This is a genomic window from Actinocatenispora sera (genome assembly GCF_018324685.1).
Classification (GTDB): Bacteria; Actinomycetota; Actinomycetes; order Mycobacteriales; family Micromonosporaceae; genus Actinocatenispora; species Actinocatenispora sera.
In genome coordinates, this window is sequence record NZ_AP023354.1 from 3,985,253 (window position 1) to 4,009,380 (window position 24,128).

At 73.0% G+C, this 24,128-nt stretch carries 19 protein-coding genes and 1 pseudogene; 15 read left to right on the forward strand and 5 right to left on the reverse strand.

The annotated features are described in order from the left end of the window. Positions 1 to 236 precede the first annotated feature (236 nt). From Asera_RS19065 to ypfJ, 9 genes and pseudogenes are all read left to right on the forward strand, one after another. A complete protein-coding gene (locus tag Asera_RS19065) occupies positions 237 to 695 on the forward strand; it encodes an ATP/GTP-binding protein (protein WP_169745880.1) in 459 nt (152 codons plus the stop codon). A 73-nt stretch (positions 696 to 768) separates the two neighbouring features. Further along, complete coding sequence (locus Asera_RS19070; protein WP_030447982.1) at positions 769 to 1,071, forward strand: hypothetical protein; 303 nt, start codon at positions 769 to 771, stop codon at positions 1,069 to 1,071. 106 nt (positions 1,072 to 1,177) lie between these two features. Further along, on the forward strand, positions 1,178 to 2,020 hold the full coding sequence (locus Asera_RS19075; protein ID WP_051802648.1) for a helix-turn-helix transcriptional regulator: 843 nt from the start codon (positions 1,178 to 1,180) through the stop codon (positions 2,018 to 2,020). Between the two features lie 63 nt (positions 2,021 to 2,083). After that, complete coding sequence (locus tag Asera_RS19080) at positions 2,084 to 2,821, forward strand: type 1 glutamine amidotransferase (RefSeq protein ID WP_030447984.1); 738 nt, start codon at positions 2,084 to 2,086, stop codon at positions 2,819 to 2,821. A gap of 362 nt (positions 2,822 to 3,183) precedes the next feature. Further along, a pseudogene (locus tag Asera_RS19085) lies at positions 3,184 to 6,177 on the forward strand (bifunctional [glutamine synthetase] adenylyltransferase/[glutamine synthetase]-adenylyl-L-tyrosine phosphorylase); the annotation flags it as partial. Then, a complete protein-coding gene (locus Asera_RS19090) occupies positions 6,174 to 8,078 on the forward strand; it encodes a hypothetical protein (protein ID WP_051802649.1) in 1,905 nt (634 codons plus the stop codon). The pseudogene Asera_RS19085 and the gene Asera_RS19090, both read left to right, overlap by 4 nt. Before the next feature lie 108 nt (positions 8,079 to 8,186). Beyond that, positions 8,187 to 9,566, forward strand: coding sequence for an FAD-binding oxidoreductase (locus tag Asera_RS19095; protein WP_030447987.1), 1,380 nt, complete (start codon positions 8,187 to 8,189; stop codon positions 9,564 to 9,566). Next, entirely contained in the window at positions 9,566 to 10,675 is a 1,110-nt protein-coding gene (locus Asera_RS19100) for a (Fe-S)-binding protein (protein ID WP_030447988.1), read from the forward strand. The genes Asera_RS19095 and Asera_RS19100 overlap by 1 nt, the downstream gene beginning before the upstream one ends. A gap of 78 nt (positions 10,676 to 10,753) precedes the next feature. Beyond that, positions 10,754 to 11,611: a KPN_02809 family neutral zinc metallopeptidase gene (gene ypfJ / locus Asera_RS19105; protein WP_051802650.1), complete on the forward strand. Its 858-nt coding sequence runs from the start codon at positions 10,754 to 10,756 to the stop codon at positions 11,609 to 11,611. A gap of 47 nt (positions 11,612 to 11,658) precedes the next feature. Here the strand turns inward: ypfJ and Asera_RS19110 are convergent, their stop codons facing one another. Beyond that, positions 11,659 to 12,138, reverse strand: coding sequence for a DUF7144 family membrane protein (locus Asera_RS19110; RefSeq protein ID WP_157035014.1), 480 nt, complete (start codon positions 12,136 to 12,138; stop codon positions 11,659 to 11,661). A gap of 387 nt (positions 12,139 to 12,525) precedes the next feature. Between Asera_RS19110 and nhaC the strand changes: the two genes are divergently transcribed. The 4 genes from nhaC (at position 12,526) to Asera_RS19130 (ending at position 18,056) form a co-directional block, all read left to right on the forward strand. Further along, positions 12,526 to 14,061 (forward strand): Na+/H+ antiporter NhaC, encoded by a 1,536-nt coding sequence (gene nhaC, locus Asera_RS19115; RefSeq protein ID WP_051802651.1) that lies wholly within the window; start codon positions 12,526 to 12,528, stop codon positions 14,059 to 14,061. Between the two features lie 29 nt (positions 14,062 to 14,090). Then, positions 14,091 to 15,533 carry a basic amino acid/polyamine antiporter gene (locus Asera_RS19120; protein ID WP_030447992.1) on the forward strand — a complete coding sequence of 481 codons (1,443 nt, stop codon included), beginning with the start codon at positions 14,091 to 14,093 and terminating at the stop codon, positions 15,531 to 15,533. 66 nt (positions 15,534 to 15,599) lie between these two features. Then, positions 15,600 to 16,841 carry an arginine deiminase gene (locus Asera_RS19125; RefSeq protein ID WP_030447993.1) on the forward strand — a complete coding sequence of 414 codons (1,242 nt, stop codon included), beginning with the start codon at positions 15,600 to 15,602 and terminating at the stop codon, positions 16,839 to 16,841. Between the two features lie 42 nt (positions 16,842 to 16,883). Then, positions 16,884 to 18,056 carry a low temperature requirement protein A gene (locus Asera_RS19130; protein ID WP_035297666.1) on the forward strand — a complete coding sequence of 391 codons (1,173 nt, stop codon included), beginning with the start codon at positions 16,884 to 16,886 and terminating at the stop codon, positions 18,054 to 18,056. Between the two features lie 43 nt (positions 18,057 to 18,099). Here the strand turns inward: Asera_RS19130 and Asera_RS19135 are convergent, their stop codons facing one another. Then, a complete protein-coding gene (locus Asera_RS19135) occupies positions 18,100 to 19,125 on the reverse strand; it encodes a hypothetical protein (RefSeq protein ID WP_157035015.1) in 1,026 nt (341 codons plus the stop codon). 122 nt (positions 19,126 to 19,247) lie between these two features. Here Asera_RS19135 and Asera_RS19140 point away from each other — a divergent pair, with 122 nt between their 5' ends. Both Asera_RS19140 and Asera_RS19145 read left to right on the forward strand, forming a co-directional pair. Continuing rightward, positions 19,248 to 20,192 (forward strand): ribose-phosphate diphosphokinase, encoded by a 945-nt coding sequence (locus Asera_RS19140; protein WP_030447996.1) that lies wholly within the window; start codon positions 19,248 to 19,250, stop codon positions 20,190 to 20,192. Positions 20,193 to 20,342: 150 nt separating this feature from the next. Continuing rightward, positions 20,343 to 21,317, forward strand: coding sequence for a chitinase (locus tag Asera_RS19145; protein ID WP_030447997.1), 975 nt, complete (start codon positions 20,343 to 20,345; stop codon positions 21,315 to 21,317). Positions 21,318 to 21,386: 69 nt separating this feature from the next. Here the strand turns inward: Asera_RS19145 and Asera_RS19150 are convergent, their stop codons facing one another. The 3 genes from Asera_RS19150 to Asera_RS19160 form a co-directional block, all read right to left on the reverse strand. Continuing rightward, on the reverse strand, positions 21,387 to 22,082 hold the full coding sequence (locus Asera_RS19150; protein ID WP_030447998.1) for a GntR family transcriptional regulator: 696 nt from the start codon (positions 22,080 to 22,082) through the stop codon (positions 21,387 to 21,389). Next, a complete protein-coding gene (locus Asera_RS19155) occupies positions 22,079 to 23,029 on the reverse strand; it encodes an ornithine cyclodeaminase family protein (protein ID WP_030447999.1) in 951 nt (316 codons plus the stop codon). Before Asera_RS19155 ends, Asera_RS19150 begins: the two co-directional genes overlap by 4 nt. Before the next feature lie 76 nt (positions 23,030 to 23,105). Continuing rightward, positions 23,106 to 24,107, reverse strand: a complete 1,002-nt coding sequence (locus Asera_RS19160) for a proline racemase family protein (protein ID WP_030448000.1) — start codon at positions 24,105 to 24,107, stop codon at positions 23,106 to 23,108. Between the last annotated feature and the right edge of the window lie 21 nt (positions 24,108 to 24,128).

The following is a 24,128-nucleotide window of genomic DNA, read 5'->3' on the forward strand; positions in this document are numbered from 1 at the left end:
CGAGCGGGCGAACGGGCCCGGCGCAGCCGGGTGGCTGGCTATGAAGACACGCCCTAAGCCGGAGAGTCCGCGGTCGGGTCACCGATCGCGGTTTCGGGCGTTGTATCCGGCAGGCACGTATACCGAGCGTGTCGACACGCTGACCAAGCCGGGGGGCTGTGCGAGTGAGTACCGCTGTCATGCAAGCACCGGGTCGCGTACGGCAGGCCTCGCCGTGCGCGCTGAAGGTGGTCGTGTTGGGCGGCGGTCGCGCGGCGGGGCTGGCCCGCGTCGAGGACCGCTTCGTCGACCTCGTGTCCGATGTGGACAGTGCCGGTTCGATGCTGCGGTACGGGCAGTGCGGGTTCTCCGACCGCCTCGCCGTGCACCTGTACGGGATGCCGCCGCAGCAGCGGTACTGGTTCATGTGGGACGCGCTGTCCGCGGGCGCGGTCGCCGCGCTGGTGCTGGCCGACGCGAGCCGGCTCGGCGACTGCTACCCGGCGCTGGACTACGTCGCCGCTCGCCGCCTGCCGCACCTGGTCGCGGTGACCGGCGCCCACCGGTACCAGCTGGCCGAGGTGCGGCAGGCGCTCGCCGTCGGCGCCGAGGTGCCGGTGCTGCTGACCGAGTCCGACCGGCCCCGACCCGCCCGCGAGGTACTGCACGCGCTGGTGCGGTACGCGATCGCGCGGCGCAACTCCACCGCCGCCTGACGCCCACGTTTCCGGCCGTGGCTGGTGGGTACGGGGGTGGGACGTCCGTACCTACCCGAGTGAGGAGTCCGCAGTGCTCGCGCTGACCGAGAACGCGGTGACAGTCATCCGTACGCTCACCGAACAGTCCCAGGCGCCGGATTCCTCCGGCCTGCGGATCGCCACCGAACCGACGGGGCCGGCGGACGCCGACCAGACGCTGCGGCTGCTGATGTCCGAGGCACCGCAGGAGGGCGACCAGGTGCTCGACGCCGGCGGCGCCCGGCTGTTCCTGGACGGCTCGGCCGCCGACTTCCTCGACGACAAGGCGCTGGACGCCTCGGTGGACAGCGACGGGAACGTCAACTTCGAGGTTGCCCTGCAACCGGAGCAGTGACCGCCGCGGGGGCGCGAAGCGGTACGCACCGGGCGGTATTCGCCGGTACCGGACGAGCCGGTTTCGGGCGGCCGAAAATGTCATACCCAGGCCGTAACGTCGGGGTATGAACCGGACCGAACGTTTGCACGCCCTCGTCGACGCACTCCGCGCGGTGGCCCCCGAGCCGCGCTCCACACGATGGCTCGCCGAGCGTTTCTCGGTGAGCGTGCGCACCATCGAGCGCGACACCGCCGCGCTCGCCGAATCGGGCGTCCCGCTGTTTGCGGTGCCCGGCCCGCAGGGCGGGTTCGCCATCGACGACACCGGCGATCGCGAGCTGCCGCCGGTGGCGCTCACCCCGGACGAGGCGATCGCCGTCGCGGTCGGCCTCGCCCAGCTGACCGGATCGGCGTTCCACGGCTCCGCCGATGCGGTGCTGGTCAAGCTGACCGCCCGCTATCCGGGGCTGATCGGCGCCGCGGCCGAGGCGGTCACCACCGGAGACGGTCTCGACCTGCCGCCCGGCGGCGACCAGTTCCCGGCGATACCGGTGGTGCTGCAGCGGGCGCTCGCCACCGAGCGGGTGCTGGAACTCGACTACACCGACGCCAACGGCCGGCCCAGCCGGCGCGTCGTCGAACCGATCGGCGTGCTCACCGCACCCGGCGACGACGGCCCGCACTGGCTGCTGCTCGCCTGGTGCCGGCTGCGGCACGGGGTGCGCGGCTTCCGGATCGACCGGATCCGCCGGGCCCGGCTCGGCACCGAGCGGGTGCCGGCCCGGCGAGCGCTGGCCGAACTGCACGTCCCCGGCCTGATCCCCACCGAGCCGGACATTCCGGCCCAACGCCGCGCGCCTGCCAGCCGGGCGGCGACCGTCTCGGCCCACCACGGCTCGCCGGCCGACCCGGCGCCGGCTGGCGCGACGACCGTCGGCGGGGAGAGCGGTGCGGAGGTCGCGGGGTGAGGTGACAGTCTGTCGGCCGGCGCGAGCGGCGCCGGCCGACAGCCTGCGGATAGCCTTTCAGTCGTGAGTGATGCACGAACGCTTGTGGTGGAGAACGACCCGACCGACGATGTGCGGCTGCTCGGCGACTGGCTCACCGAGGCCGGGCTGACCCTCGAGGTGGTGCGACCGCACGCCGGCGAACCGCTGCCGGACGATCTGTCCGGCTACGCCGGCCTGGTCGTGCTCGGCGGCGGCCTGCCCGACACCTCGTGGTACGAGCGGGAGCAGTCGCTGCTGCGCGTCGCCGGCCGGCAGCGGATCCCGACACTCGCGGTGTGCCTGGGCGCGCAACTGCTCGCGCTCGCGTTCGGCGGCTACGTCGAGCGGGCGGCGGCCGGCCCGGAGATCGGACCGAAGCTCGTCGCCAAGCGCGACGCGGCCGGCCTCGACCCGCTGTTCGCCGACGTGCCGCTGATGCCCGACGTGATCGCCTTCCACCACGACGAGGTCACCGAGCTGCCCGAGGGCGCCACCCTGCTCGCCGCGTCCCCGTCGTACCCGCACCAGGCCTTCCGGTACGGCGACCGGATGTGGGGGCTGCAGTTCCACATCGAGTGTGACCGGGACATGCTCGCCGGCTGGATCGCCGACTCGGCCGACGTGGCCGCGGCCGGGCTCGACCGGGAGGCGCTGCTGGCCCAGTGCGTGCAGGTGCTGCCGGACGTGGCGGCGACCTGGCGGCCGTTCGCGCACCGGTTCGCCGATCTGGTCGCCGGGCGCAGCTCGGCGCGCACCTCGTTGCCGCTGCTGGAGGGTTGACCCCGGTGCCGCGGCGGGACTCCGAGCAGGTGAGCGCCGGGGACCGGTCGCCCGCAGACCGGCCGGCTCCAGATCCGGTGGCTCCGGACGGGCCGGCCCCGAACCGGCCAGCCGTGGACCCGGCTGCCGAGGACCGGGCGGCTTCGGATCGACTGGCTGAGGACCGGGCGGCGTCGCAGCGGAAGGCTCCGGGTCCGGTGGCTCGGGAACGGCCGGGTGCGGACGGGCCGGCTTCGGATCGGTCGCCCGGGGAACGGCCGGGTGCGGACGGATCGGCTTCGGATCGGTCGCCCGGGGAACGGCCGGGTGCGGACGGATCGGCTTCGGATCGGTCGACGGGGGACCGGCCGGCTTCCGATCGGCGAGGGCTGGCACGGCTGAGCCGGCTCGGTTTCGCCGAGGCCGACCGGGCTTTCCTGCTGCTGGGGCCGGCCGACGGCGGCCTCGGCTGGTGGCGGGCCGAGCCGGGCGGCCCGGTCGACGAGCGGGCCGAGGAGCTGGTGCGGGCCGTTGCTGCCAGCGCCGACCCCGACCTGGCGCTGCACCAGCTGCACCGGCTGGTGGCGGTCGTACCGGAGCTGCCGGCGGCGTTGCGGGCCGACCATGGGCTCGCCCGGCGGCTGTTCGCGGTGCTCGGCGCGTCCGCGGCGCTCGGTGACCACCTGGTCGGCAGTCCGGACGACTGGGTGGTGCTGGCGAGTTCCGCCGACCCGGACGACCGGCGTGGCGTCAGCGCGCTGCGCGGCGCGCTCGCCCCGGCGGGGCCGGCCGGCGGTGCCGCGGCGGTCGAGCAGCTGCGGCGCTCGTACCGGCGGGTGCTGCTGCGGGTGGCGGCGGCCGACCTGACCGGGGTGCGTGCGGTCGACGACGTGATGGCCGAGCTGACCGACCTGGCCGACGCGACCCTGGCTGCGGCGCTGGAGATCGCCCGGGCCGAGCGCGACGACGCGGACGAGGCACGGCTGGCGATCGTCGCGATGGGCAAGACCGGTGGCCGGGAACTCAACTACCTCAGCGACGTGGACGTGCTGTTCGTCGCCGAGCCGCAGATCGTGGACGGTCCGGCGCCGACCGGGCCGACCGACTCGGCGTCGGCGCTGCGGGTGGCGACCGCGCTCGCGGTGCGGGTGATCGACGTGTGCCGGCAGGTCGCCTGGCAGCTGGACGCCGGGCTGCGGCCGGAGGGCCGGGACGGCCCGCTGGTGCGCACGGTGGCGAGCTACGACGCGTACTACCGGCGGTGGGCGAAGGGCTGGGAGTTCCAGGCGCTGCTCAAGGCGCGGTACGCGGCGGGCGACGCGCAGCTGGCCGACGAGTGGCTGGCCCGGGTGCACCCGTTGCTGTGGCAGACCGCCGGCGGCACCGAACGCCCGTCCATGGTCGCCGAGGTGCGCGCGATGCGCCGCCGGGTCGAGGACCAGCTGTCCACTGTGGACGCCGAGCGGGAGATCAAGCTGGGCCGGGGCGGGTTGCGCGACATCGAGTTCGCCGTGCAGCTGCTGCAGTTGGTGCACGGCCGCTCCGACCCGGAGCTGCGCGGCACCAACACGCTGCGGGCGCTCGCCGCGCTGACCGCCGGCGGGTACGTCGGTCGGGCCGACGGCGAGGAGCTGGCCGCCGGCTACCGGTTCCTGCGGACCATCGAGCACCGGCTGCAGCTGCAGCACCTGCGCCGCACCCACCGCATCCCGGACGCCGAGCCCGGGCTGCGCTGGCTGGCCCAGTCGCTCGGCTACCGCGGCGAGCCGAAGCGCACCGCGGTCCAGGGGTTCCTCGCCGACTGGACCAAGCTCGCCCACCACGTACGGCGGCTGCACGAGAAGCTGCTGTACCGGCCGCTGCTGGAGGCGGTCGCCCGGGTGCCGACCGACTCGCTGCGGCTGACCTCGGGCGCGGCCGAGTCCCGGCTGGCCGCCCTGGGCTTCGACGATCCGGCCGGCGCGCTGCGCCACATCGGCGCGCTGACCGGCGGGGTGTCGCGCTCGGCGGCGATCCAGCGCACCCTGCTACCGGCGCTGCTGCCCGAGTTCGCCGACGCGCCGGAGCCCGACCACGGCCTGCTCGCGTACCGGCAGGTCTCGGAGAAGCTCGGCCGCACCCCGTGGTACCTGCGGCTGCTGCGCGATTCGGGGCCGGTGGCGATCCGGCTGGCGCGGCTGCTCGGCACCAGCCGGTACGTCACCGACCTGCTCACCCGCGACCCGGAGGCGCTGCGGCTGCTCGCCGCAGACGCCGAACTGGTGCCGCGCGATCCGGGGGTGCTGGCCGAGGCGATGGCGGCGGCGGTGGCCCGGTACGACCGGCCGGCCGACGCGGTCGCCGCGCTGCGCGCGCTGCGCCGCCGGGAGCTGTTCCGGATCGCCTGCGCCGACCTGCTCGGCCGGCTCGACGTGGTCGCCGTGGGTGCGGCGCTCACCGAGGTCACCGACGCGGTACTGGCCGCCGCGCTCGCGGTCGCCCGGCGTGCTGCCGGCGTACCCGAGGCGCTGTCGTTCGCGGTGATCGGGATGGGCCGGTACGGCGGGGCCGAGCTCGGCTTCGGCTCCGATGCCGACGTGCTGTTCGTGTACGACGACGCGCCCGGCGCGGCCGAACAGGCGCACCAGGTAGCCGAGACGCTGCGCGGGCTGCTGGCCGCGCCGGCACCCGACCCGCCGCTGGTGATCGACGCCGACCTGCGGCCGGAGGGGCGGCAGGGACCGCTGGTGCGCAGCCTGGAGGCGTACCGCAGCTACTACCGCCGCTGGTCGCGGGTGTGGGAGGCGCAGGCACTGCTGCGGGCCAGGTTCGTGGCCGGCGACGCCGGCCTGGGCGCCCGGTTCACCGCCCTGATCGATCCGGTTCGCTACCCGGCCCGCGGCCTGAGCCGCGAGCAGGTGGTGGAGATCCTGCGGATCAAGGCGCGGGTGGACGCCGAGCGGCTGCCCCGGGGGGCCGATCCGGCCACCCACACCAAGCTCGGCCGGGGTGGCCTCGCCGACGTGGAGTGGACGGTGCAGCTGCTGCAGTTGCGGCACGCCGCGCACACCCCGGCCATGCGGGTCACCGGTACGCTCGAGGCGATGTCGGCCGCGGTCGACGCCGGCCTGCTCGGCGCCGCCGAGGCGGACGCGCTGGACCAGGCGTGGCGGCTGGCCGGCTCGGTGCGCAACGCGATGATGTTGGTGCGCGGGCGTGGCTCCGACCAGCTGCCCCGGCACGGGGTCGAGCTGGCCGGCGTGGTGCGCGCGCTCGGGTTCGCCACCGACGATCCGGGCGAGTTCGTCGACGAGTACCTGCGCACCGCGCGGCACGCCCGGCAGGTGGTCGAGGCGCGGATGACGGTGGATGGTACGGGAGGCGCAGCGGGGGGATGACCGACGAGCCGGACCGGGATGCCGACGTGCTGGCGTCCACCCAGCCGATCGAGGCGGTGGCCGACGGCCCGGACGCGGCCGGCCGGACGCCGTCCCGTACGGCCGCATCCCGGACCGCGTCGGATCGGCGCCGGAGCCGGAGCGAGGTGCCGCACCCGAGCGCCGGCAACCCGCCCCGGGGCGGCGAGGATCGACCCGGGGTGTACGTGGAGACGACCTCGCCGGCCCTGATCCCGCGGATCGGCCGCCAGCGGGACTGGGTCGACCTGGTGGACACCTGGTTCCCGGAGCGCTACCGGGTGCCGATGATCGCCACCACCGCGACCTCGCTGGCGCTGACCGTGGCCTTCCTGTTCCTGCCGCTGGCCGGTACCGATCTCGCCGCGCAGGTGGCGCGCGGCCACTTCTTCTCCGCGCACGGCTGGTACACCATCGATTTCCGCTGGTACGGGGGGATCTACCCGTTCGGGTACAGCGTGCTCGCCGGGCCGCTCAACGCGGCGATCGGATCGCGCGGCGTCGGTGCCGTCTCCTGCGTGCTGGCGTCGGCGGCGTTCGCGTTCCTGCTGGCCCGGTTCGCCGTGCGCCGGCCCACCCTCGGCGGCGTACTGGCCGCGATGGTCGGGGTGTTCAACCTGGTCAGCGGGCGGACCACGTTCGCGCTGGGCATCGCGATCGGGATGGCGGCGCTGGTCGGGGTGTCGCTGCCGGGCCGGGTACCGCGGTGGCTGCGGCTGGCGCTGGGCGGGGTGCTCGCCGCGCTGTCGGTGGCCGGCAGCCCGCTCGCCGGCCTGTTCGTCGGGCTGGCCGGCGGCGCCCTGCTGCTCGCTGGGCTGCGGCACCCGCCCCCGGCGGCGGGCCGGCCCGGGCCGATCGCCCAGGTCACCCGGTATCTGACCGGCAGGTGGCGCGAGGGGCTGGTGCTGTGCGTGGGCGCGCTGGTCGGCCTGGTGCCGAGCATGCTGTTCCCGGACGGCGGGGTGCAGCCGTTCAACGGCGACTCGATGAAGGTCTTCCTGGCCGGCGGGGTGGTCACGTTCTTCCTGATCCCGGCGCGCTACCGGGCGCTGCGCATCGGCGCGGTACTGATGGTGGCGATGGTGCTGTTCGCGTACCTGGTACCGAGCCCGATCGGGTCGAACATCACCCGGCTGCCGATGCTGTACGCGACGCCGCTGATCGTCGCGGTCGGCACCGTCGACCGCCGGCTGCTCGCTGGTGCGGTGGTGGCGCTGACCTGGTGGCAGCCGCCGCTGGTGACCGGTGATCTGGGCAGCGCGGGCAACCGGGCCGCGCAGTCGGCGTTCTACCAGCCGCTGATCGCCGAGTTGGACCGGCGCAAGCCGGTCGGCCGGATCGAGGTCGTCCCGCTGTACGACCACTGGGAGTCGACGTACGTGGCGGAGGCGGTGCCGCTGGCCCGGGGCTGGGAGCGACAGGTCGACGTGCACCGCAACCCGCTGTTCTACCGCGACACCGTGGCCCCGGGCGACTACCTGGACTGGCTGTACCGCAATGCGGTCGGCTACGTGGCCGTGCCGCAGGGCACCAAGCTGGACAAGTACGGTCGGCAGGAGGCGGACCTGATCGCCGCCGGGCTGCCGTTCCTCCAGCGGGTCTGGTCGAACTCCGACTGGCGGCTCTACCGGGTACGTAACGCCCAGCAACTGGTGTCCGGGGTGGGCGTGCTGGTCGACTCGAATCCGACCGGGTTGGTGTTCGACACGACGGACGCGGGCCGGGTGCTGGTCCGGGTGCGGTGGAGCCGCTGGTTGACGCTGTCCGGCCCGGATGCCTGTTTCGGCCGGGCTCGCGAGGGTTGGGTGGAGGTCACGGTGAACAGGCCTGGCCGCTACCGGATCTCCAGCGGCTTCGCACCGCGGCAGGCCCACCGCTGTTGAAGGTTAGTGCCGTCGTAGGGTCAGGGAGGGTAATTTAGCTACGCCAGTGGCGCCGGCCGGGAAGCGGCGCCGGCCGGGAAGCGGCGCTGGCCGGGAACAGGAGGCCGAGTGGACAGCACCGAGCTGGCCGGGCGGCTCGCCGAGATCGTCGGCGAGCGGCACGTCCGTACCGCCGAGGGCGACCTGGAGGCGTACGCGCGAGACGCCACCCCGCTGTTCCGGCACCGCCCCGACGTGGTGGTCTTCCCCGGCGACGCCGCCGAGGTCGCCGCGGTGCTCAAGCTGGCCACCGAGCTGTCGGTACCAGTGGTTCCGCGCGGCGCCGGATCCAACCTGGCCGCCGCCACCGTGCCGTTGGCCGGCGGCATCGTGCTGGTACTCACCCGGCTGACCGAGATCCTGGAAATCTCCGCGCCGGAGCTGCTGGCCCGGGTCCAGCCCGGGGTGTCGACCAGGGCGCTGGCCGAGGCGGCCGCCGGGCGCGGCCTGCTGTACGTGCCCGATCCGGGCTCCCAGGTGGTGTCGACCATCGGCGGCAACGTCGCCACCTGTGCCGGCGGGCTGCGCGGCCTCAAGTACGGGGTGACCCGCAACTACGTGCTGGGCCTGGAGGTGGTGCTGCCCACCGGCGAGATCATCCGCACCGGCGGCCGGCTGTGGAAGGACGTCGCCGGCTACGACCTGACCCGGCTGCTCACCGGCTCGGAGGGCACCCTCGGGGTGATCACCGAGGTCACCGTCGCCCTGGTGCCCAAGCCCGCGGCCGCCCGCACCGGCGTCGCGTACTTCGCCGACCTGGCCGCGGCCGGTCGTGCCGTCGCTGCCGTGATCGAGGCCGGCATCACGCCCGCGACCTGCGAGTTCCTCGACCGCACCTGCGTGGCGGCGGTCGAGGACTACGCCCACCTGGGGCTCGACACGCAGGCTGGTGCGCTGCTGCTGTTCGGCGACGACGGCGATCCGGAGATGGTGCAGGCGAGCCTGACCCGCATCGGCCAGGTGTGCACCGAGCACGGCGCCACCGGGGTGACGCTCGCCGAGAGCGTCGCGGCCAGCGAGGAGCTGCTCGCCGCCCGGCGCTGTTCGCTGCCCGCGCTGTCCCGGCTCGGTTCGCTCACCATCCTGGAGGACGCCACGGTGCCGCGGCCGAAGCTCGCCGAGATGGCCGACCGGATCGCCGCCATCGCCGCGCGACACGAGCTCACCATCGGTACCTTCGGTCACGCCGGAGACGGCAACCTGCACCCCACGTGCGTGCTGGACGTGCACGACCTCGACGCGATCGAGCGCTCGCACGCCGCGTTCGGCGAGATCTTCGCCGCCGCGCTCGAGCTGGGCGGCACCATCACCGGCGAGCACGGCGTCGGCGCGGCGAAGCTGCCGTACCTGGAGCGCCGGCTCGGCGCCGACCAGCTGGCGCTGCTGCGCCGGATCAAGGCCGCGTTCGATCCTGCGGGCATCCTCAACCCCGGAAAGCTCGGTTCCTGATGGCCGGCGACAAGATCTTCGACGACGACCTGCTGAGCCGGTGCATGTCGTGCGGGTTCTGCCTGCCGAGCTGCCCGACGTACCAGCTGACCGGGGAGGAGGCGTCGTCCCCGCGCGGCCGCATCACGTTGATGCGCGCGGTACAGGAGGATCGGCTCGACGTGACCGACCCGACCGTGCTGGCGCAGTCGCAGTTCTGCCTGGGTTGCCGCGCCTGCGAGCCGGTCTGCCCGGCCGGTGTCCAGTATGGACAGTTGCTGGAGCAGTGGCGGGACACCGAGTGGCAGGGCCGGCGCCGGCCGCTGCTGGCCCGCGCGCTGATGGCGATGATGTCCTGGCTCGGCATGGCCGGCATCACCCTGCTCGGCCTGGTACGGGGCGCCGCCGTCACCCGCCGCGGCAGCGCCGCCGCACCACACCTGATGCTCGGCTGCGTCGAACGGGTGCTCTATCCCCGGGTGTCCCGGTCGGCCCGCCGGCTGGTACCGGCGTTGCGCGCGCCGGCCGTGCAGGGGTGCTGCGGCGCGCTGCACGCGCACAACGGCGAATCGGCGCAGGGCCGCCGGATGGCGCAGCGGCTCGGCAAGCAGCTGCCCGGCACGATCGTCACCACCTCCGGCGGCTGCTCCGCGCACCTGACCCACGAGCTCGGCGCGGACCGGGTGGTCGAGTTCTCCGCCTGGATCGCCGCCGGCAACGGCCCCGATCCCGCCTCGCTGCGCCCGATCATGCTGGACGAGCGGGGGAAGCCCTTGCCGCGCCACGCATCCGGTGGCCGGCCGGCGCGGATCGGCCTGCAGGACTCCTGCCACCTGCGCAACGCGGTGGGCGTCTGGCGGCAGCCGCGCGAGCTGATCGCGCACCTCGGTGAGTACGTCGAGGTGCCCAACGCGGCGGGCTGCTGCGGTGCGGCCGGCTCGTACTCGGTGTTGCGGCCGGGCGATTCGCGCGCCGTCCTGGCGCCCAAGCTCGACGCGCTCGCCGAGCTCGACCTGGACTACCTCGCCGTCGTCAACCCGGGCTGCTACCGGCAGCTCGCCGGCGCCCTGAAGGGCAGCCGCACCAAGGTCGTGCACCTCGCCGAGCTGCTCGCCACCGCCGCCGACTGACCCGCCGACCGGTCGCTGACGCTGAGTGACATGGCGCATTGCCGCTCGCGCCGGCGGCCCGCGTGGCAGCCTGAGACGATGGCAGGACTGCAGGCCCGCCGTGCGCTGGGCGCTCTGGCCGCCGTGGCGGCGCTGGTACTGGCGGCGGCCGGATGCGGTGGCTACGGCGGCGGGGGCTACGGCGGCTCGTCGGCGAGTCCGTCGGCGCACCGGTCCACCCCGGCGGGACTGGCGAGCCGGCCGCCGCACCTGGAATCCGCGCCGCAACCGAGCGCCTCGCCGAAGTTCCCGGCGCCGACCAGCGAGGCCGGCCGCCGGCAGCTGCTGACCGCGGTGTTCGACGACGCGCAGGACATGTGGGCGAAGATCTTCGCGAACAGCGGAATGCACTACCAGAAGGCGAAACTGACCATCTTCAGCGGCGGCGTCCAGACCGGCTGCGGCGAGGCGGGAAGCGAACTCGGTCCCTTCTACTGCCCGGCCGACCACGGCGTGTACCTGGACACCTCGTTCTTCACCGCGCTGCAACAGAAGTTCGGCGTGCAGGGCGGCCTGCCCCCCGCGTACGTGGTGGGGCACGAGATGGGCCACCACGTGCAGAACCTGGTCGGCACGTTGGCGAGCGTGCGGGCCGCGCAGCAGGCGGCGCCGGAGCAGAAGAACCAGCTGTCGATCCGGCAGGAGCTGCAGGCCGACTGCTACGCCGGGGTGTGGATCCACAGCAGCTACACCCGCGATCTGGTCAGCGAATCCGACCTGAACGACGCACTGCATGCCGCGACGGTGATCGCGGACGACTTCCAGCAGCATCGCCAGACCGGCACGGTACGGCCCGACGAGTGGACCCACGGTTCGGCGGCGCAGCGCCGGCAGTGGCTCGCCACCGGCTTCACCGAGGGCGACCCGGACCGGTGCGACACGTTCTCGGCCGGGTGACCACGCGGCCGCGGTGACCACAGTGGACGCAGCGGCGGTGGCGCCGCTCAGCGCGGGTAGGGCAGGTTACCGGTGTCGCGCGGCATGCTCGGTCGCAGCTCGCCGCGTGCCAGCACCTCCTGCGGGGCCGAGCCGCCGTGCGCGAACAGCACGTACAACGCGACGATGTTCACGCCGATGATCATGATGGCCCAGAACGGGTAGGCCGGCATCACGACCATCTGGGTGAAGATGTCCAGCACGATCATCACCGCCGCGAGCCAACGCACCGAGGAGATCCGGAACAGCAGCAGCACACCGCAACCGGCCTGCACCACCGCGATCGCGAGCAGCGCCCAACCCCAGGCGTTCAGCGGTCCGAACACCAGGCTCGCGGAGGGTACGAACACGCGCGAGTGGGCGATCGCGGCGATACCGTCCAGCCCGTTCATCACCGCCAGGACGATGAGCAACATCCCGGCGAGTGCGACGCTCGGTCGCACGTGCCGACGAACCCGATACCCCTCGCTCGGTGCCGCGGCGCTCATCACCACACCTCCGGTCCGCCGGCGGATCGCGGTGTCGTCCGCGATTCGTGCCCAGTATCGGTCCGCGCCGCGGCCACCACCGTCGAAACCGGCGAAACCGCGCCAGATCCGTGCCGGCGGGCATCGACGCCGGGCGGGCGCGGGGCGCGGTAGCCGGGGAGGGCTCCGGCGATTCGGAACTCCATCGTCCGGACGCTGCGACCGGTAGCAGGTACGGCAGTCTTCCGGTTCCGGCCCGATCACGGGACGGCCCGGGCAAACTGGGTTCGGGTCGCCGTACACGGACCGTGCGGCGACCGCCTCGAACGTGCGCGGGCCGAGGGCCACGCCGGGGAGCTCCTCGGCGGCCCGGGACGCTGCCGCGCTGTGGCCCCTTCGGGAGGCGGCGTGGCGTCCACACCGGACACACCGGGACGGCCCGGCCGACCGGTCCGACCACCATCGCTGCTGGACGCGCTCCTGCCGCTGGGCGCGCTGGTGATCCTGATCGGTGGCGCGCTGGTGCTGTTCGGCCTGGACGCGCTGGACGGGCCGATCCAGGTGGCGCTGGTGCTGTGCTGCATGGTCGCGGCGCTGATCGCACTCAAGAACGGCAACTCGTTGCCGGCGATCCAGCGCGCCGAACAGTCCGCGCTGTCCTCCATCAGCAGCGCGATCTTCATCCTGCTCGCGGTCGGCGCGTTGATCGGCACCTGGAACATGTCCGGCACCATCCCGACCCTGGTGTACTACGGCCTGCAGGTGCTCTCGCCCGGCTGGTACTACGCGGCGACGGCCCTGATCTGCGGCGTGATCGCGATGTCGATCGGTAGCTCGTGGACGACCGCGGGCACCATCGGGGTGGGTCTGGTCGGGGTGGCGATCATGCTCGGCGTCTCGCCGGCGATCACCGCCGGTGCGGTCATCTCCGGTGCCTACCTCGGCGACAAGCTGTCCCCGCTGTCGGAGACCACGGTGCTCACCGCGCAGCTGGTCAAGGTCGACACCTACCGGCACATCCGGCAGCAGGCGTGGACCTCGGTGCCGGCGTTCGGGATCGCGGTGGTGGTGTTCGTCGTGCTGGGGCTGGCCCGGGGGCCCCAGCCCGGTGCTGCCCAGACCGCCTCGGTCGACCTGCACGAGCTGGGCGAGATCTTCCACATCACGCCGCTGAACCTGCTACCCCTGGTACTGCTCGGATTCCTGTCCATCAAGAGGGTGCCGGCGTCGATCGCGCTGCTGAGCTCGGCGCTGTTCGCCGGCGTGCTGGGCGCGATCCTGCAGTACCGGATCGTCGCCGGGTTCGTCGGTGATCCGTCCGGTGGCCTGGTCGTCGTGTCGCTCAAGGGCATCTGGTCGGCCATGGCCACCGGGTTCGAGAAGAACTCCGGCGTGTCCGATGTGGACCAGTTGCTGTCGCGGGGCGGGATGGACAGCATGCTGCCGACGCTGTGGCTGATCATCGGTGCGGTCACGTTCGGTACGTTGCTGGAGGAGTTCGGCCTGATCTCCCGGCTGATCGATCCGATCCTGCACGCCGCGCGCGGCACCGGTCGGCTCTACCTCACCGTCGCCGGGTCCGGGATCGGACTCAACATCGTCGCGGGCGACCAGTACATCGCGCTCGTACTGCCGGCGCGGCTGTTCCGGTCCGAGTTCGCCCGCCGCGGCCTGGCGCCCACCAACCTGTCCCGGCTCGCGGCCGACTGCGGCACGGTCACCTCGCCGCTCGTGCCGTGGAACTCCTGCGGTGCGTTCATGGGCGCCGTGCTCGGCGTCGCCGTACCCCGGTACCTGCCCTTCGCCGTGTTCTGCCTCGCCAGCCCGCTGCTCACCGTCCTGTACGGCTTCACCGGGTTCCGGATCAACCGCATCGAGGCGACCGCGGAGCCGGTCGATCCCGTTGCCGGGCAACCGCCCGAGCCCGCGGCACCAGATTCCTGACAGGCACCATCGACCGGAAGGAGGCGCCGATGGCCGCGGACACTGCGCAGGCGCCGCAGAAGACCGCGAAGGTCTCGTTCGGCACGCTGTCGATGATGGTGGTCGGCTCGATGGTCGGTGCCGGGGTGTTCTCGCTGCCGGCCCGGTTCGGTGAGGCGACCGGCATCTGGGGCGCGCTGATCGCCTGGGGGATCGCGGGCGCCGGCATGCTGATGCTGGCCTTCGTCTTCCAGAGCCTCGCCGTGCGCAAGCCGAAGCTGGACGCCGGTGTGTACGCCTACGCCAAGGCGGGATTCGGCCAGTACATCGGGTTCTTCTCGGCGTTCGGCTACTGGGCCAGCGCCTGCGTGGGCAACGTCTTGTACTGGGTGCTGATCATGTCGACGATCGGCGCCGTCGCCGCGCCGCTCGGCCACGGCGACACGCTTCTCGCGGTGCTGCTGTCCTCCGTCGGGCTGTGGCTGTTCTTCTTCCTGATCCGGCGCGGGGTCAAGGAGGCGACCGCGATCAACCGGATCGTCACCGTCGCCAAGCTGGTGCCGATCCTGGTCTTCATCGTCCTCGCGGTGGTGTTTCTCAAGCCGGCCGTGTTCGTCGACAACCTGGCCGGTGCCCCGCACCTCGGCTCGCTGTACCACCAGGTGACCGGCACGATGCTGGTGACGGTGTTCGTCTTCCTCGGCGTGGAGGGCGCGAGCGTCTACTCCCGGCACGCCCGGCGCCGGGAGGACGTGGGCCGGGCGACGGTACTGGGATTCCTCGGCGTGCTCGCCGTCTTCGCCTCGGTCACGATCGTCTCGTACGGCATCCTTCCGCTCGATCAGATCGCGCACCTGCGTCAGCCGTCGATGGCGGGCGTGCTGGAGGAGGCCGTCGGCACCTGGGGCAAGGTGTTCGTCAGCGTCGGCCTGATCATCTCGGTGCTCGGCGCCTACCTGGCGTGGACGCTGATGGCCGCCGAGGTGCTGTTCGTCGCGGCCAAGGACGACGACATGCCCCGGTTCCTCGGCCGCGCCAACGCCGCCGACGTACCGACCGCGTCGCTGCTGATGACGACGATCCTGTCCCAGATCGTCCTGGTGGTCACGTTGTTCTCGGAGAACGCGTTCGACTTCGTGCTGGACCTGACGAGCGCGCTGACCCTGATCCCGTTCCTGCTCGTGGCCGGCTACGCGGTGCGCATCGCCGTGACCGGGGACGGCTACGACGCCGCCCGCACCGGTCTGCGCCGGGACCTGATCATCGGCAGCCTCGCCACCATCTACACCGCGTTCCTGCTGTATGCCGCGGGAGTCAAGTTCATCCTGGTCTCCCTGATCATCTACGCACCGGCATCGGTGCTGTTCGCGATGGCGCGGCGGGAGCAGGGCCGCCGGGTGTTCAGCCCCGCGGAGCTCGTGGTGCTCGCCGTCTCGGTGGCGGGCGCGGTCGTCGGGGTCGTGGCGCTGGCGCTGGGCTGGATATCGATCTGAGGTGTGCGCCGGATGCCGCGGCGCGGAGCCGCACCCGGCCGTCGTCGTTCGAGGAAAGGAACTGCCATGACATCATCGCCCGCCGGCTACGGCGTCCACTCCGAGGTCGGCCGGCTGCGCAAGGTACTGGTGTGTGCCCCTGGCCTGGCGCACCACCGGCTGACCCCCACCAACGCCGACGAGCTGCTGTTCGACGACGTGATGTGGGTGGACAACGCGCGTCGCGACCACGCCGACTTCGTCGCCCAGCTGACCGCGCGCGGCGTGGAGGTGGTGGAACTGCACGAGCTGCTGGCCACCACGATGGCGCTGGACGAGGCGCGGAAGTGGCTGCTGGACCGCAAGATCGTGGCCAACGAGGTGGGCACCGGGCTGATCGACGACACTCGCGCCTTCCTGGAGTCGCTGCCGCCGGACCGGCTCGCCGAGTACCTGATCGGCGGGCTTGCCACGAGCGACCTGCCGGCCGACTACCGGTCCGGCTACCTGGACCTGGCCCGGGAGCAGACCGGCGCCCGGGAGTACCTGATGCCGCCGCTGCCCAACACGCTCTACACCCGCGACACGACCTGCTGGCTGTACGGCGGGGTCACGCTCAACCCGTTGTACTGGCCGGCCCGGCACGACGAGACCCTGCTGATGAAGGCGATCTACGGCTTCCATCCCGACTTCGTCGGCTCCCGGGTCTGGTGGGGCGACCCGGAGCGGTACTGGGGCAACGCGACCTTCGAGGGCGGCGACGTGATGCCGATCGGCAACGGGGTGGTGCTCGTCGGGATGAGCGAGCGGACCTCGCGGCAGGCGATCACCCAGGTGGCGAGGGCGCTGTTCGACGCCGGTGCGGCGCAGCGGGTGGTGGTGGCGGGGATGCCGAAGCTGCGCGCCGCGATGCACCTGGACACCGTGTTCACGTTCGCCGACCGGGACCTCGTCACGCTCTACCCGACGATCGTCGACGGCATCCACACGTTCTCGTTGCGGCCGTCGGACGCCCCGGTCGGGGTGGAGGTGACGACCGAGAAGCGCTCGTTCGTCGACGTGGTGGCCGAGTCGCTCGGGCTGCCCGCGCTGCGAGTGGTGGAGACCGGCGGCGACGTGTACGCCTCCGAGCGCCAGCAGTGGGACTCCGGCAACAACGCCGTCGCGGTGGAACCCGGCGTGGTGTTCACCTACGACCGGAACACCACGACCAACTCACTGCTGCGCGCCGCCGGCGTCGAGGTGATCCCGATCGTCGGCGCCGAGCTGGGCCGCGGCCGCGGCGGCGGCCACTGCATGACCTGCCCGCTGATCCGCGACCCGGCCTGACCCGACCCGATCCGGCCGGCCGGTGTGGCAGCATCGGCTGGCGTGAGCGACGTCGGTCTGTACCTGCGGCGGATGGTGGGCCGCGACCCGGGCGAGGAGCACCGTGTCTCCACGCCGCTGGAGCTGCTGTTCGACCTGTGTTTCGTGGTCGCGGTGGCGGCCGCCTCGGCCCAGCTGCACCACGGCATCGCGGACGGACACCGGGTCGCGATCCTCCAGTACGCGATGGTGTTCTTCGCGATCTGGTGGGCCTGGATGAACTTCACCTGGTTCGCGTCCGCCTACGACACCGACGACGTGCCGTACCGGCTGCTGACGCTGTTGCAGATCGCCGGCGGGCTGGTGCTCGCCGCCGGCGTGCCGAGCGTGTTCCACGACTACGACTTCGCCGTCGTCACGGTCGGGTACGTGGTGATGCGGGTGGCGATGGTGGGGCAGTGGCTGCGGGCGGCCCGGCAGGACCCGGCCAGCCGCGGCGCCACGGTGCGGTACGCGGTGGGGGTCGGCGTGGTGCAGCTCGGCTGGGTGCTGCGGCTGCTGCTGCCGGGCACCGCCGGGCTGGTCGGGTTCCTGGTGCTGTTCGTCGCCGAGCTCGCGGTGCCCGCGGTCGCCGAGGCGCACGGCCGCGAGACGCCGTGGCATCCCGGTCACATCAACGAGCGGTACGGGCTGTTCACCCTCATCGTGCTCGGCGAGTGCGTGGCGGCGGCGGCCGTCGGCGTGCAGTCGGCGATCACCGACCGCGGCCTGTCCGCCGGCCTGCTGGTCACCGCGGGCGGTGGGCTGGTGTTGCTGTTCTCGATGTGGTGGCTGTACTTCAAGCACGAGGCCACCGCCGGCCTCAAGATCAGGCAGAGCCAGAACCTGCTCTGGGGGTACTCGCACTACGTGGTGTTCGCGTCGGTCGCCGCGGTGGGTACCGGGCTGACCCTGGCCGCCGACGGCGAGACGCCGGCGACGGTGGTGGCGTTCGCCATCGCGATACCGACCTGCTGCTACCTCGCCACCAGCGCCTACCTGCACGGGCTACTGCTGCCCGGCTCGGTACCGGTGGTGACGCTGGCGGCGACGATCGTGCTGATCCTCGCCACCGCGGCGGTCGCGGGGGCGCTCGGCCTGCCGGCCAGCGTCGCGGTGATCGCCGCCCTGGTCGCGATCCTGCTGGTGGTGTCGATCCGGGCCGGCCGCCGGGCCGGGTCCGCGCACCCCGCCTGACTCCGCGGCACGCCGCTCGGTCCGGGTCGGCCGATCGCGGCGCTCAGTTCAGGTCGACCGATGCGATCGCGCCGCGCACCAGGTCGGTCGCGACCGAGTCGGCCGAATCTCCCGACACCCGCACCGCGATCAGTACGTTGGCGCGCCGTGCCACCGCCATGGTGGACCCGGCACCGGAGTGCAGACACGCCGCATCTCCGATGCCGGTCAGCGGGCTTGCATTGCGGCACAGGGTGTGGAGGCCGTTGCGTGCCGAGCGGGTCGGCGATGCGAGCAGGGTGCCGTCGCCGCGGGTCACGATCGCCCGCACCCGATCGATCCCGCCCTCACGATCGTCCTTGGTCGCCTCCCAGACGCAGTTGGACGAGTCCGACTCGGTCGAGGCGTCGGTGCGGGTACGCAGCCGCTTCGGGAACTGGTGGTCCAGCCCGGCGGAGTCGAGCAGCCGGCACGCGTCCGGCGTCGCGGTCACGGTGGGTTCCCCGGGCCAGCCCTCAGCGTGCGTGGCAATCCAACCCACCGCGGGACCGCCGAGGATCAGCAGGACCAGTAGCGCCGGCAGGGCCGCCACCGGCCGCAGCCGGGGCCGCGCCGCGTTCGGCGGCGCGTACCCCTGGAGTTCGGCCAGCTCGCGCCGGAACCGCCGGCTCGGCCACCATGGGGCGCACAGCGGTGCGCGCAGGTGGACCGGCGGGCTGGACCATCGATCCACCCGGACCGACCAGCCCGAGTATCGCCAGCGGGGGGCGATGCGGCTGATGTCCTGCCGGGCCACCGTGACCGGGTTGGCGAGACCGCCGTCGGTCGCGATCGAGTGCGGGCCCAGCGTGGTACGGGTCTGGCCCTGTACCAGGCTGGCGAGCGCCGCCAGCACGAGGCTCGCCACCAGCACCAGCGCGCACAGCCATGCCAGCAGCCGAACCTCCACCAGACCGCTGAGCTGGGACAGGAAGCTGATCCCCACCGAGACCAGCAGGGCGAACAGGAACAGCGGCGGGACGACCGAGGAAACGGTCCGGAGCATCCACCGGCCGCGGCCGGTCCGGTACGTGACCGTTGTTGGCTGCATGCGCGCATCATCCCCGACGCGCGCAAGCCGAGCGGGTCACTGTGCGGCGACCTCGGCCGGGCGGCCACCGTCGCGCCGGGTACGGTGTCGATGCCGTCCGCCGAGTCCAGGAGTGTCAGGCCGTGCACGACATCGCGGTGTTCACCGGTACGGCCCATCCGGCGCTCGCCGCCGAGATCTGCGAGCACCTGGCGGTGCCGCTGCAGCCGGCCCGGGTGAACCGGTTCGCGAACGACTGCCTCGAGGTCCAGCTGCAGGCGAACTGCCGGGAGCGTGACGTCTACCTGGTCCAGCCGCTGGTCGCGCCGGTACAGGAGCACCTGGTCGAGCTGCTGCTGATGGCCGACGCGGCCCGGGGTGCCTCGGCCGCCCGGATCACCGTGGTGATGCCGCACTTCGCGTACGCGCGGTCGGACAAGAAGGACGCGCCGCGCATCTCCATCGGCGGTCGGCTGGTGGCCGACCTGCTCGTCACCGCCGGCGCCAACCGGGTGCTGACGATGGCGTTGCACTCGCCGCAGGTGCACGGCTTCTTCGCGGTACCGGTCGACCATCTGCACGCGCTGCGCGAGCTCGCCGAGCACTTCCGCGGCTACGATTTGTCCCGCGCCACCGTCGTGTCGCCCGATCTGGGGTACGCGAAGTCCGCGTCGGCGTTCGCCCGGCTGCTGGACGTGCCGGTCGCCGCCGGCGCGAAGCAGCGGTTCTCCGACGACCGGGTGGAGATCACCTCGGTGATCGGCGAGGTCGCCGACCGGGACGTGATCGTGCTCGACGACGAGATCGCCAAGGGCAGCACGATCCTGGAGCTGCTGGCCCGGCTGCGCGAGCAGGGCGCCCGCAGCATCCGGGTCGCCTGCACGCACGGACTGTTCGCCGCGGGCGCGCTGGACCGGCTCGCCGCACAGCCCGACGTCACCGAGATCGTCTGCACCAACACGGTTCCGGTACCGCACGAGTCGGTGACCGACAAGCTGACGGTGCTGTCCGTGGCACCGGTACTGGCCGAGGCGGTGCGCCGCATCCACAACGGCGAGTCGGTCAGCGCCCTGTTCGACGCCCCCTGACCCCGGTTCCCGCCCGAGCGCGGTACGGCCACGCCCGGTCCTGCCTGAATTGCCCTGATGGTGTTGACGTGTCGACCTCGATCCGGTAAACAACCTTTACATTAAATGCGGGTTTCGTCCCGCATACCGGGTATCGAGGAGGGAGACACCATGGGGGACGGACGCTGGAAACGATCGCTGCTCGGCGTGGCGGCGACGGTCGGCATGGTCGGCGCCACGGTGCTCGGAGCCTCGACGCCGAGCCGGGCCGCGGTGGGCGGCGCCGCGCCGTACGTGGACATGTCCAACTCCCAGGTCGGCCTGCTCGACCAGGCGGCCGGGGCGGGGCTGACCCACTACACCGCGGCGTTCGTGATCGGGTCCGGCTGCAACCAGATCTGGGGCGACACGCTGCCGGTCGGCAACGACCCCCACGTCGACGGGGAGATCGACAAGGCCCGGTCGGAGGGCGCCGAACCGATCATCTCGTCCGGCGGCGCGGCCGGCCTGCCGCTCGCCTGGACCTGCACCGACCAGAGCACGATCGTCGCCGGCTACCAGGCGCTGCTGGACATCTACCAGGTGACCTCGCTCGACTTCGACATCGAGGGCGCCGCGATCGCCGACACCGCGTCGATCCAGCGCCACTTCGCCGCGGTCGAGACGCTCCAGGCGAACAATCCGGGGCTCACCGTCTCGGTCACCCTGCCGGTACTGCCGAGCGGGCTCACCGGTGACGGGGTGAACCTGGTGCGGGCGGCGCACGACGCGGGCGTCAAGATCGACATCGTCAACCTGATGACGATGGACTACTACCAGGGCGACCAGGACATGGGCCAGGCCGCCGAGCAGGCGACCGACGCGACGCTCGGCCAGCTGCGGGGCATCGACGGCAGTTACTCGTACGCGAACCTCGGCATCACCCCGATGATCGGGGTCAACGACGACGGTTCGGTGTTCACCCTGGACGACGCCCGCTCGGTGGCGAGCTGGGCGGCGGACAAGGGGGTCGGCCGGCTGTCGTTCTGGTCGATCAGCCGGGACCAGTCCTGCGGCTCGGTCGCCGGCGAGGTGCACCCGGACGCATCGTCGACCTGCAGCGGGGTGGACCAGAACCCGCTCGACTTCACCAGGGCGTTGAGCTGAGCCCGCGCCGGATCGCGGCCCGCCCATCGCGCGGCCCGCGATCCGGTCGCCCCGGCGAGGATCCGGTGGTCACGCCGGGGACTCCTCGTCCGGGCGGGCCCAGATTCCGCGCACGTCGTGGATGTGGCCGACCATCAACCGTTCGGCCAGCGGACCGTCCCCGCTGACGATCGCGTCGAGCAACTCGATGTGGTTGCGCGACGATGCGGCCAGCTCGTCGCGTTCGGCCAGCACCGGCACCCCGTACAATCGCGACCTGTTGCGCAGGTCGCGGACCACCTCGACCAGGTGCGCGTTGCCGGCCAGCGCGAGCAACGCCAGGTGGAACCGGCGGTCCGCCTCGATGTAGGCGAGCACGTCGCCGCTGGTCGCCGCCGCCACCACCTGCTCGGCCAGCGGACGCAGCCGCTCGATGGTCTGCGGATCGACGGTCTCGGCGACCTTGCGCACCGCGGGCGCCTCGATCAGGGCGCGGATCTCGCTGTACTCGTCGAGCTGCGCGTCGGACAGCTCGGTGACCCGGAATCCCTTGTTGCGTACCGGTTCCACCATGCCCTCGCGGACCAGGTCCAGCATCGCCTCGCGGACCGGGGTGGCGGAGACACCGAACCGTTCGGCCAGCACCGGCGCCGAGTGCAGTTCACCCGGCCGCAGCTCGCCGGTGATCACGGCGGCGCGCAGCGCGTCGGCGATCCGCTCCCGTACGCTGCGCGGCGGTTCGAACGAGGGCAGCGCCCCCAGCCCGTCGTGGCCCGATCGACTCACCGCTCGACCACCCTCCCCGGTTCGGCCGCGGCCAGGCGCGCCTGCGCCGCCGCGGCGACAGCGATGTCCTGCCAGGCCATCCCGACGCTCTTGAACAGCCGCGGCACGTCGCGGCGGACGGTCGCGGTGCGCAGCTCGGCCAGGTTGACCAGCGTCCGCCGCTCGTCGACGCCGGCCAGCAGCAGGTCGCCCGCCTCGCGCAGCGCCGCCGACCGGGCCTCCACGTACAGCAGCGCGCGGCGCACCGTCGCGGTGTCGACCTCCCGCACGGCCGGTTCGTGCGAGCCCATCGCGACCACGGTCGCGTGCTCGGCGAGCAGCGCGCCGTCGAACAGCGGCGTGCGGGAGCTGGTGCAGCAGACGACCAGATCGGCGGCGCCGACCGCCGCGGCGTCCGCGACCTCGGCCGGCATCCCGGCCTCGACGCACCGGTCGACGAACCCGGCGGTACGGGCCGGGTCGCGCCCCGCCACCCGCAGCCGGCGGATCGTCCGTACCGCCCGAACCGCCTCGACGTGCCCGGCCGCCTGCGGCCCCGTGCCGTACAGCAGCACGTCCAGCGGCCGGTCCTCGGTGAGCGCGGCGATCGCGACCGCCGACACCGCCGGGGTACGCAGCGCGGTCAGCGCCGGCCCGTCGAACGTGGCGAGCGGCTGCAACGTGGCGCCGTCCAGCAGCAGGTAGGTCCCGGTGATCCGGGGCAGGCCGCGGGCCGGGTTGGCCGGGGCCACCCCGGCGATCTTGACCCCCGCGTACCGGGCGGACGACGCGGGCATCAGCAGCAGCTGCCCGGCCGGCACGTCGACGGCCGTACGTGCCGGGTCCGCCTCCGGATCCAGGCCGGCGGCGAGTGCGGCGTCGATGGCCGCGATCGCGGCGTCCATCGGCAGCACGGTGCGCAACGCCTCGGCGGTCAGGTGCCGGGGGACCGGCGCCGTCTCGCTCATCGCAGTTCCTCCTCGGTCGGCGGCCGGACGATCCACCGGGACGCACGGTGCCGCTGATGCGCTCGCCGGCGTTGCCTCATCGCAGGACGAAGCCGGGCAGCGGGTCGCGGGGGTCGAGCGTGAACACGTGCTCGCCGGTCCGGTACGCGCAGCCGTCGATCTCGGTGTGCACCGCGGGCCGCCCGCCGGCCTCGGTGGTGCCGACCACCCGGCCGAGGAACGTGCTGCCGACGATCGAGTCGTGCGTCAGCACCGCCCCGCCGGCCAGCTCGTCGGCGAGCAGCGCCAGCCGGGCCGAGGTACCCGAACCGCACGGGGAGCGGTCCACCTGGCCGTCGGCGAACACCGTCACGTTGCGCTGCCGTGGCCCGGACGCCGTCGCCGGCAGCTCGTCGTACAGGATCGTGCCGTACACGCCGGACAGCCGGTCGTCGCCGGGGTGCCGGGCCGCGGCGGTACCGGCGAGCGCGAGCTGCACCGCGCGGCCGGCCGCGACCAGCTCGTGGTGCCGGTCCGGCGTCACCGTCAGGCCGAACGCCGCGGCCGGCACGCTGGCGTAGATCGCCCCGCCGTACGACACGTCGACGGTCACCGTGCCCAGATCGGTGTCCAGCTCCAGCCCGCGGGCCAGCACGTAGGACGGCACGTTGCGAAACGTCACCGACTCGACCGCGCCGGCACGGCAGCGCACCCGGGCGGTGACCCGCCCGGACGGTACGTCGATGCGTACGTCGGTGACCCCGTCCGGGTCGGCGGCGACCCGGCCGGACTCCACCGCCCAGGCGCCGAGCGCGATCGTGCCGTGCCCGCAGGCGGTCGAGAACCCGTCCCGGTGCCAGAACAGCACGCCGAGATCGGCGCCGGCGTCGTCCGGCGGTACCAGGAAGCAGCCGTACATGTCGGCGTGGCCGCGCGGCTCGTGGCACAGCAGCTGCCGCACCCGGTCGACCGGCTCGCTCGCGGCCGCCGTCACCCGACGCTGCGCCACCGTCGTACCGGCGATCTCGGTCAGCCCGCCGGTGACGATGCGAAACGGCTCGCCGGCCGTGTGGTAGTCGACCGTCGTGTATCGCGGCATCCTTCTGGGTCCTCCTGCTTC

Coding starts and splice junctions, on each gene's coding strand:
- Asera_RS19090 (WP_051802649.1), top strand. CDS start 6,174: ATGACCGACGAGCCGGACCGGGATGCCGACGTGCTGGCGTCCACCCAG.
- Asera_RS19135 (WP_157035015.1), bottom strand. CDS start 19,125: ATGCAGCCAACAACGGTCACGTACCGGACCGGCCGCGGCCGGTGGATG.
- Asera_RS19145 (WP_030447997.1), top strand. CDS start 20,343: ATGGGGGACGGACGCTGGAAACGATCGCTGCTCGGCGTGGCGGCGACG.
- Asera_RS19125 (WP_030447993.1), top strand. CDS start 15,600: ATGACATCATCGCCCGCCGGCTACGGCGTCCACTCCGAGGTCGGCCGG.
- Asera_RS19110 (WP_157035014.1), bottom strand. CDS start 12,138: ATGAGCGCCGCGGCACCGAGCGAGGGGTATCGGGTTCGTCGGCACGTG.
- Asera_RS19075 (WP_051802648.1), top strand. CDS start 1,178: ATGAACCGGACCGAACGTTTGCACGCCCTCGTCGACGCACTCCGCGCG.
- Asera_RS19155 (WP_030447999.1), bottom strand. CDS start 23,029: ATGAGCGAGACGGCGCCGGTCCCCCGGCACCTGACCGCCGAGGCGTTG.
- Asera_RS19100 (WP_030447988.1), top strand. CDS start 9,566: ATGGCCGGCGACAAGATCTTCGACGACGACCTGCTGAGCCGGTGCATG.
- ypfJ (WP_051802650.1), top strand. CDS start 10,754: ATGGCAGGACTGCAGGCCCGCCGTGCGCTGGGCGCTCTGGCCGCCGTG.
- Asera_RS19160 (WP_030448000.1), bottom strand. CDS start 24,107: ATGCCGCGATACACGACGGTCGACTACCACACGGCCGGCGAGCCGTTT.
- Asera_RS19120 (WP_030447992.1), top strand. CDS start 14,091: ATGGCCGCGGACACTGCGCAGGCGCCGCAGAAGACCGCGAAGGTCTCG.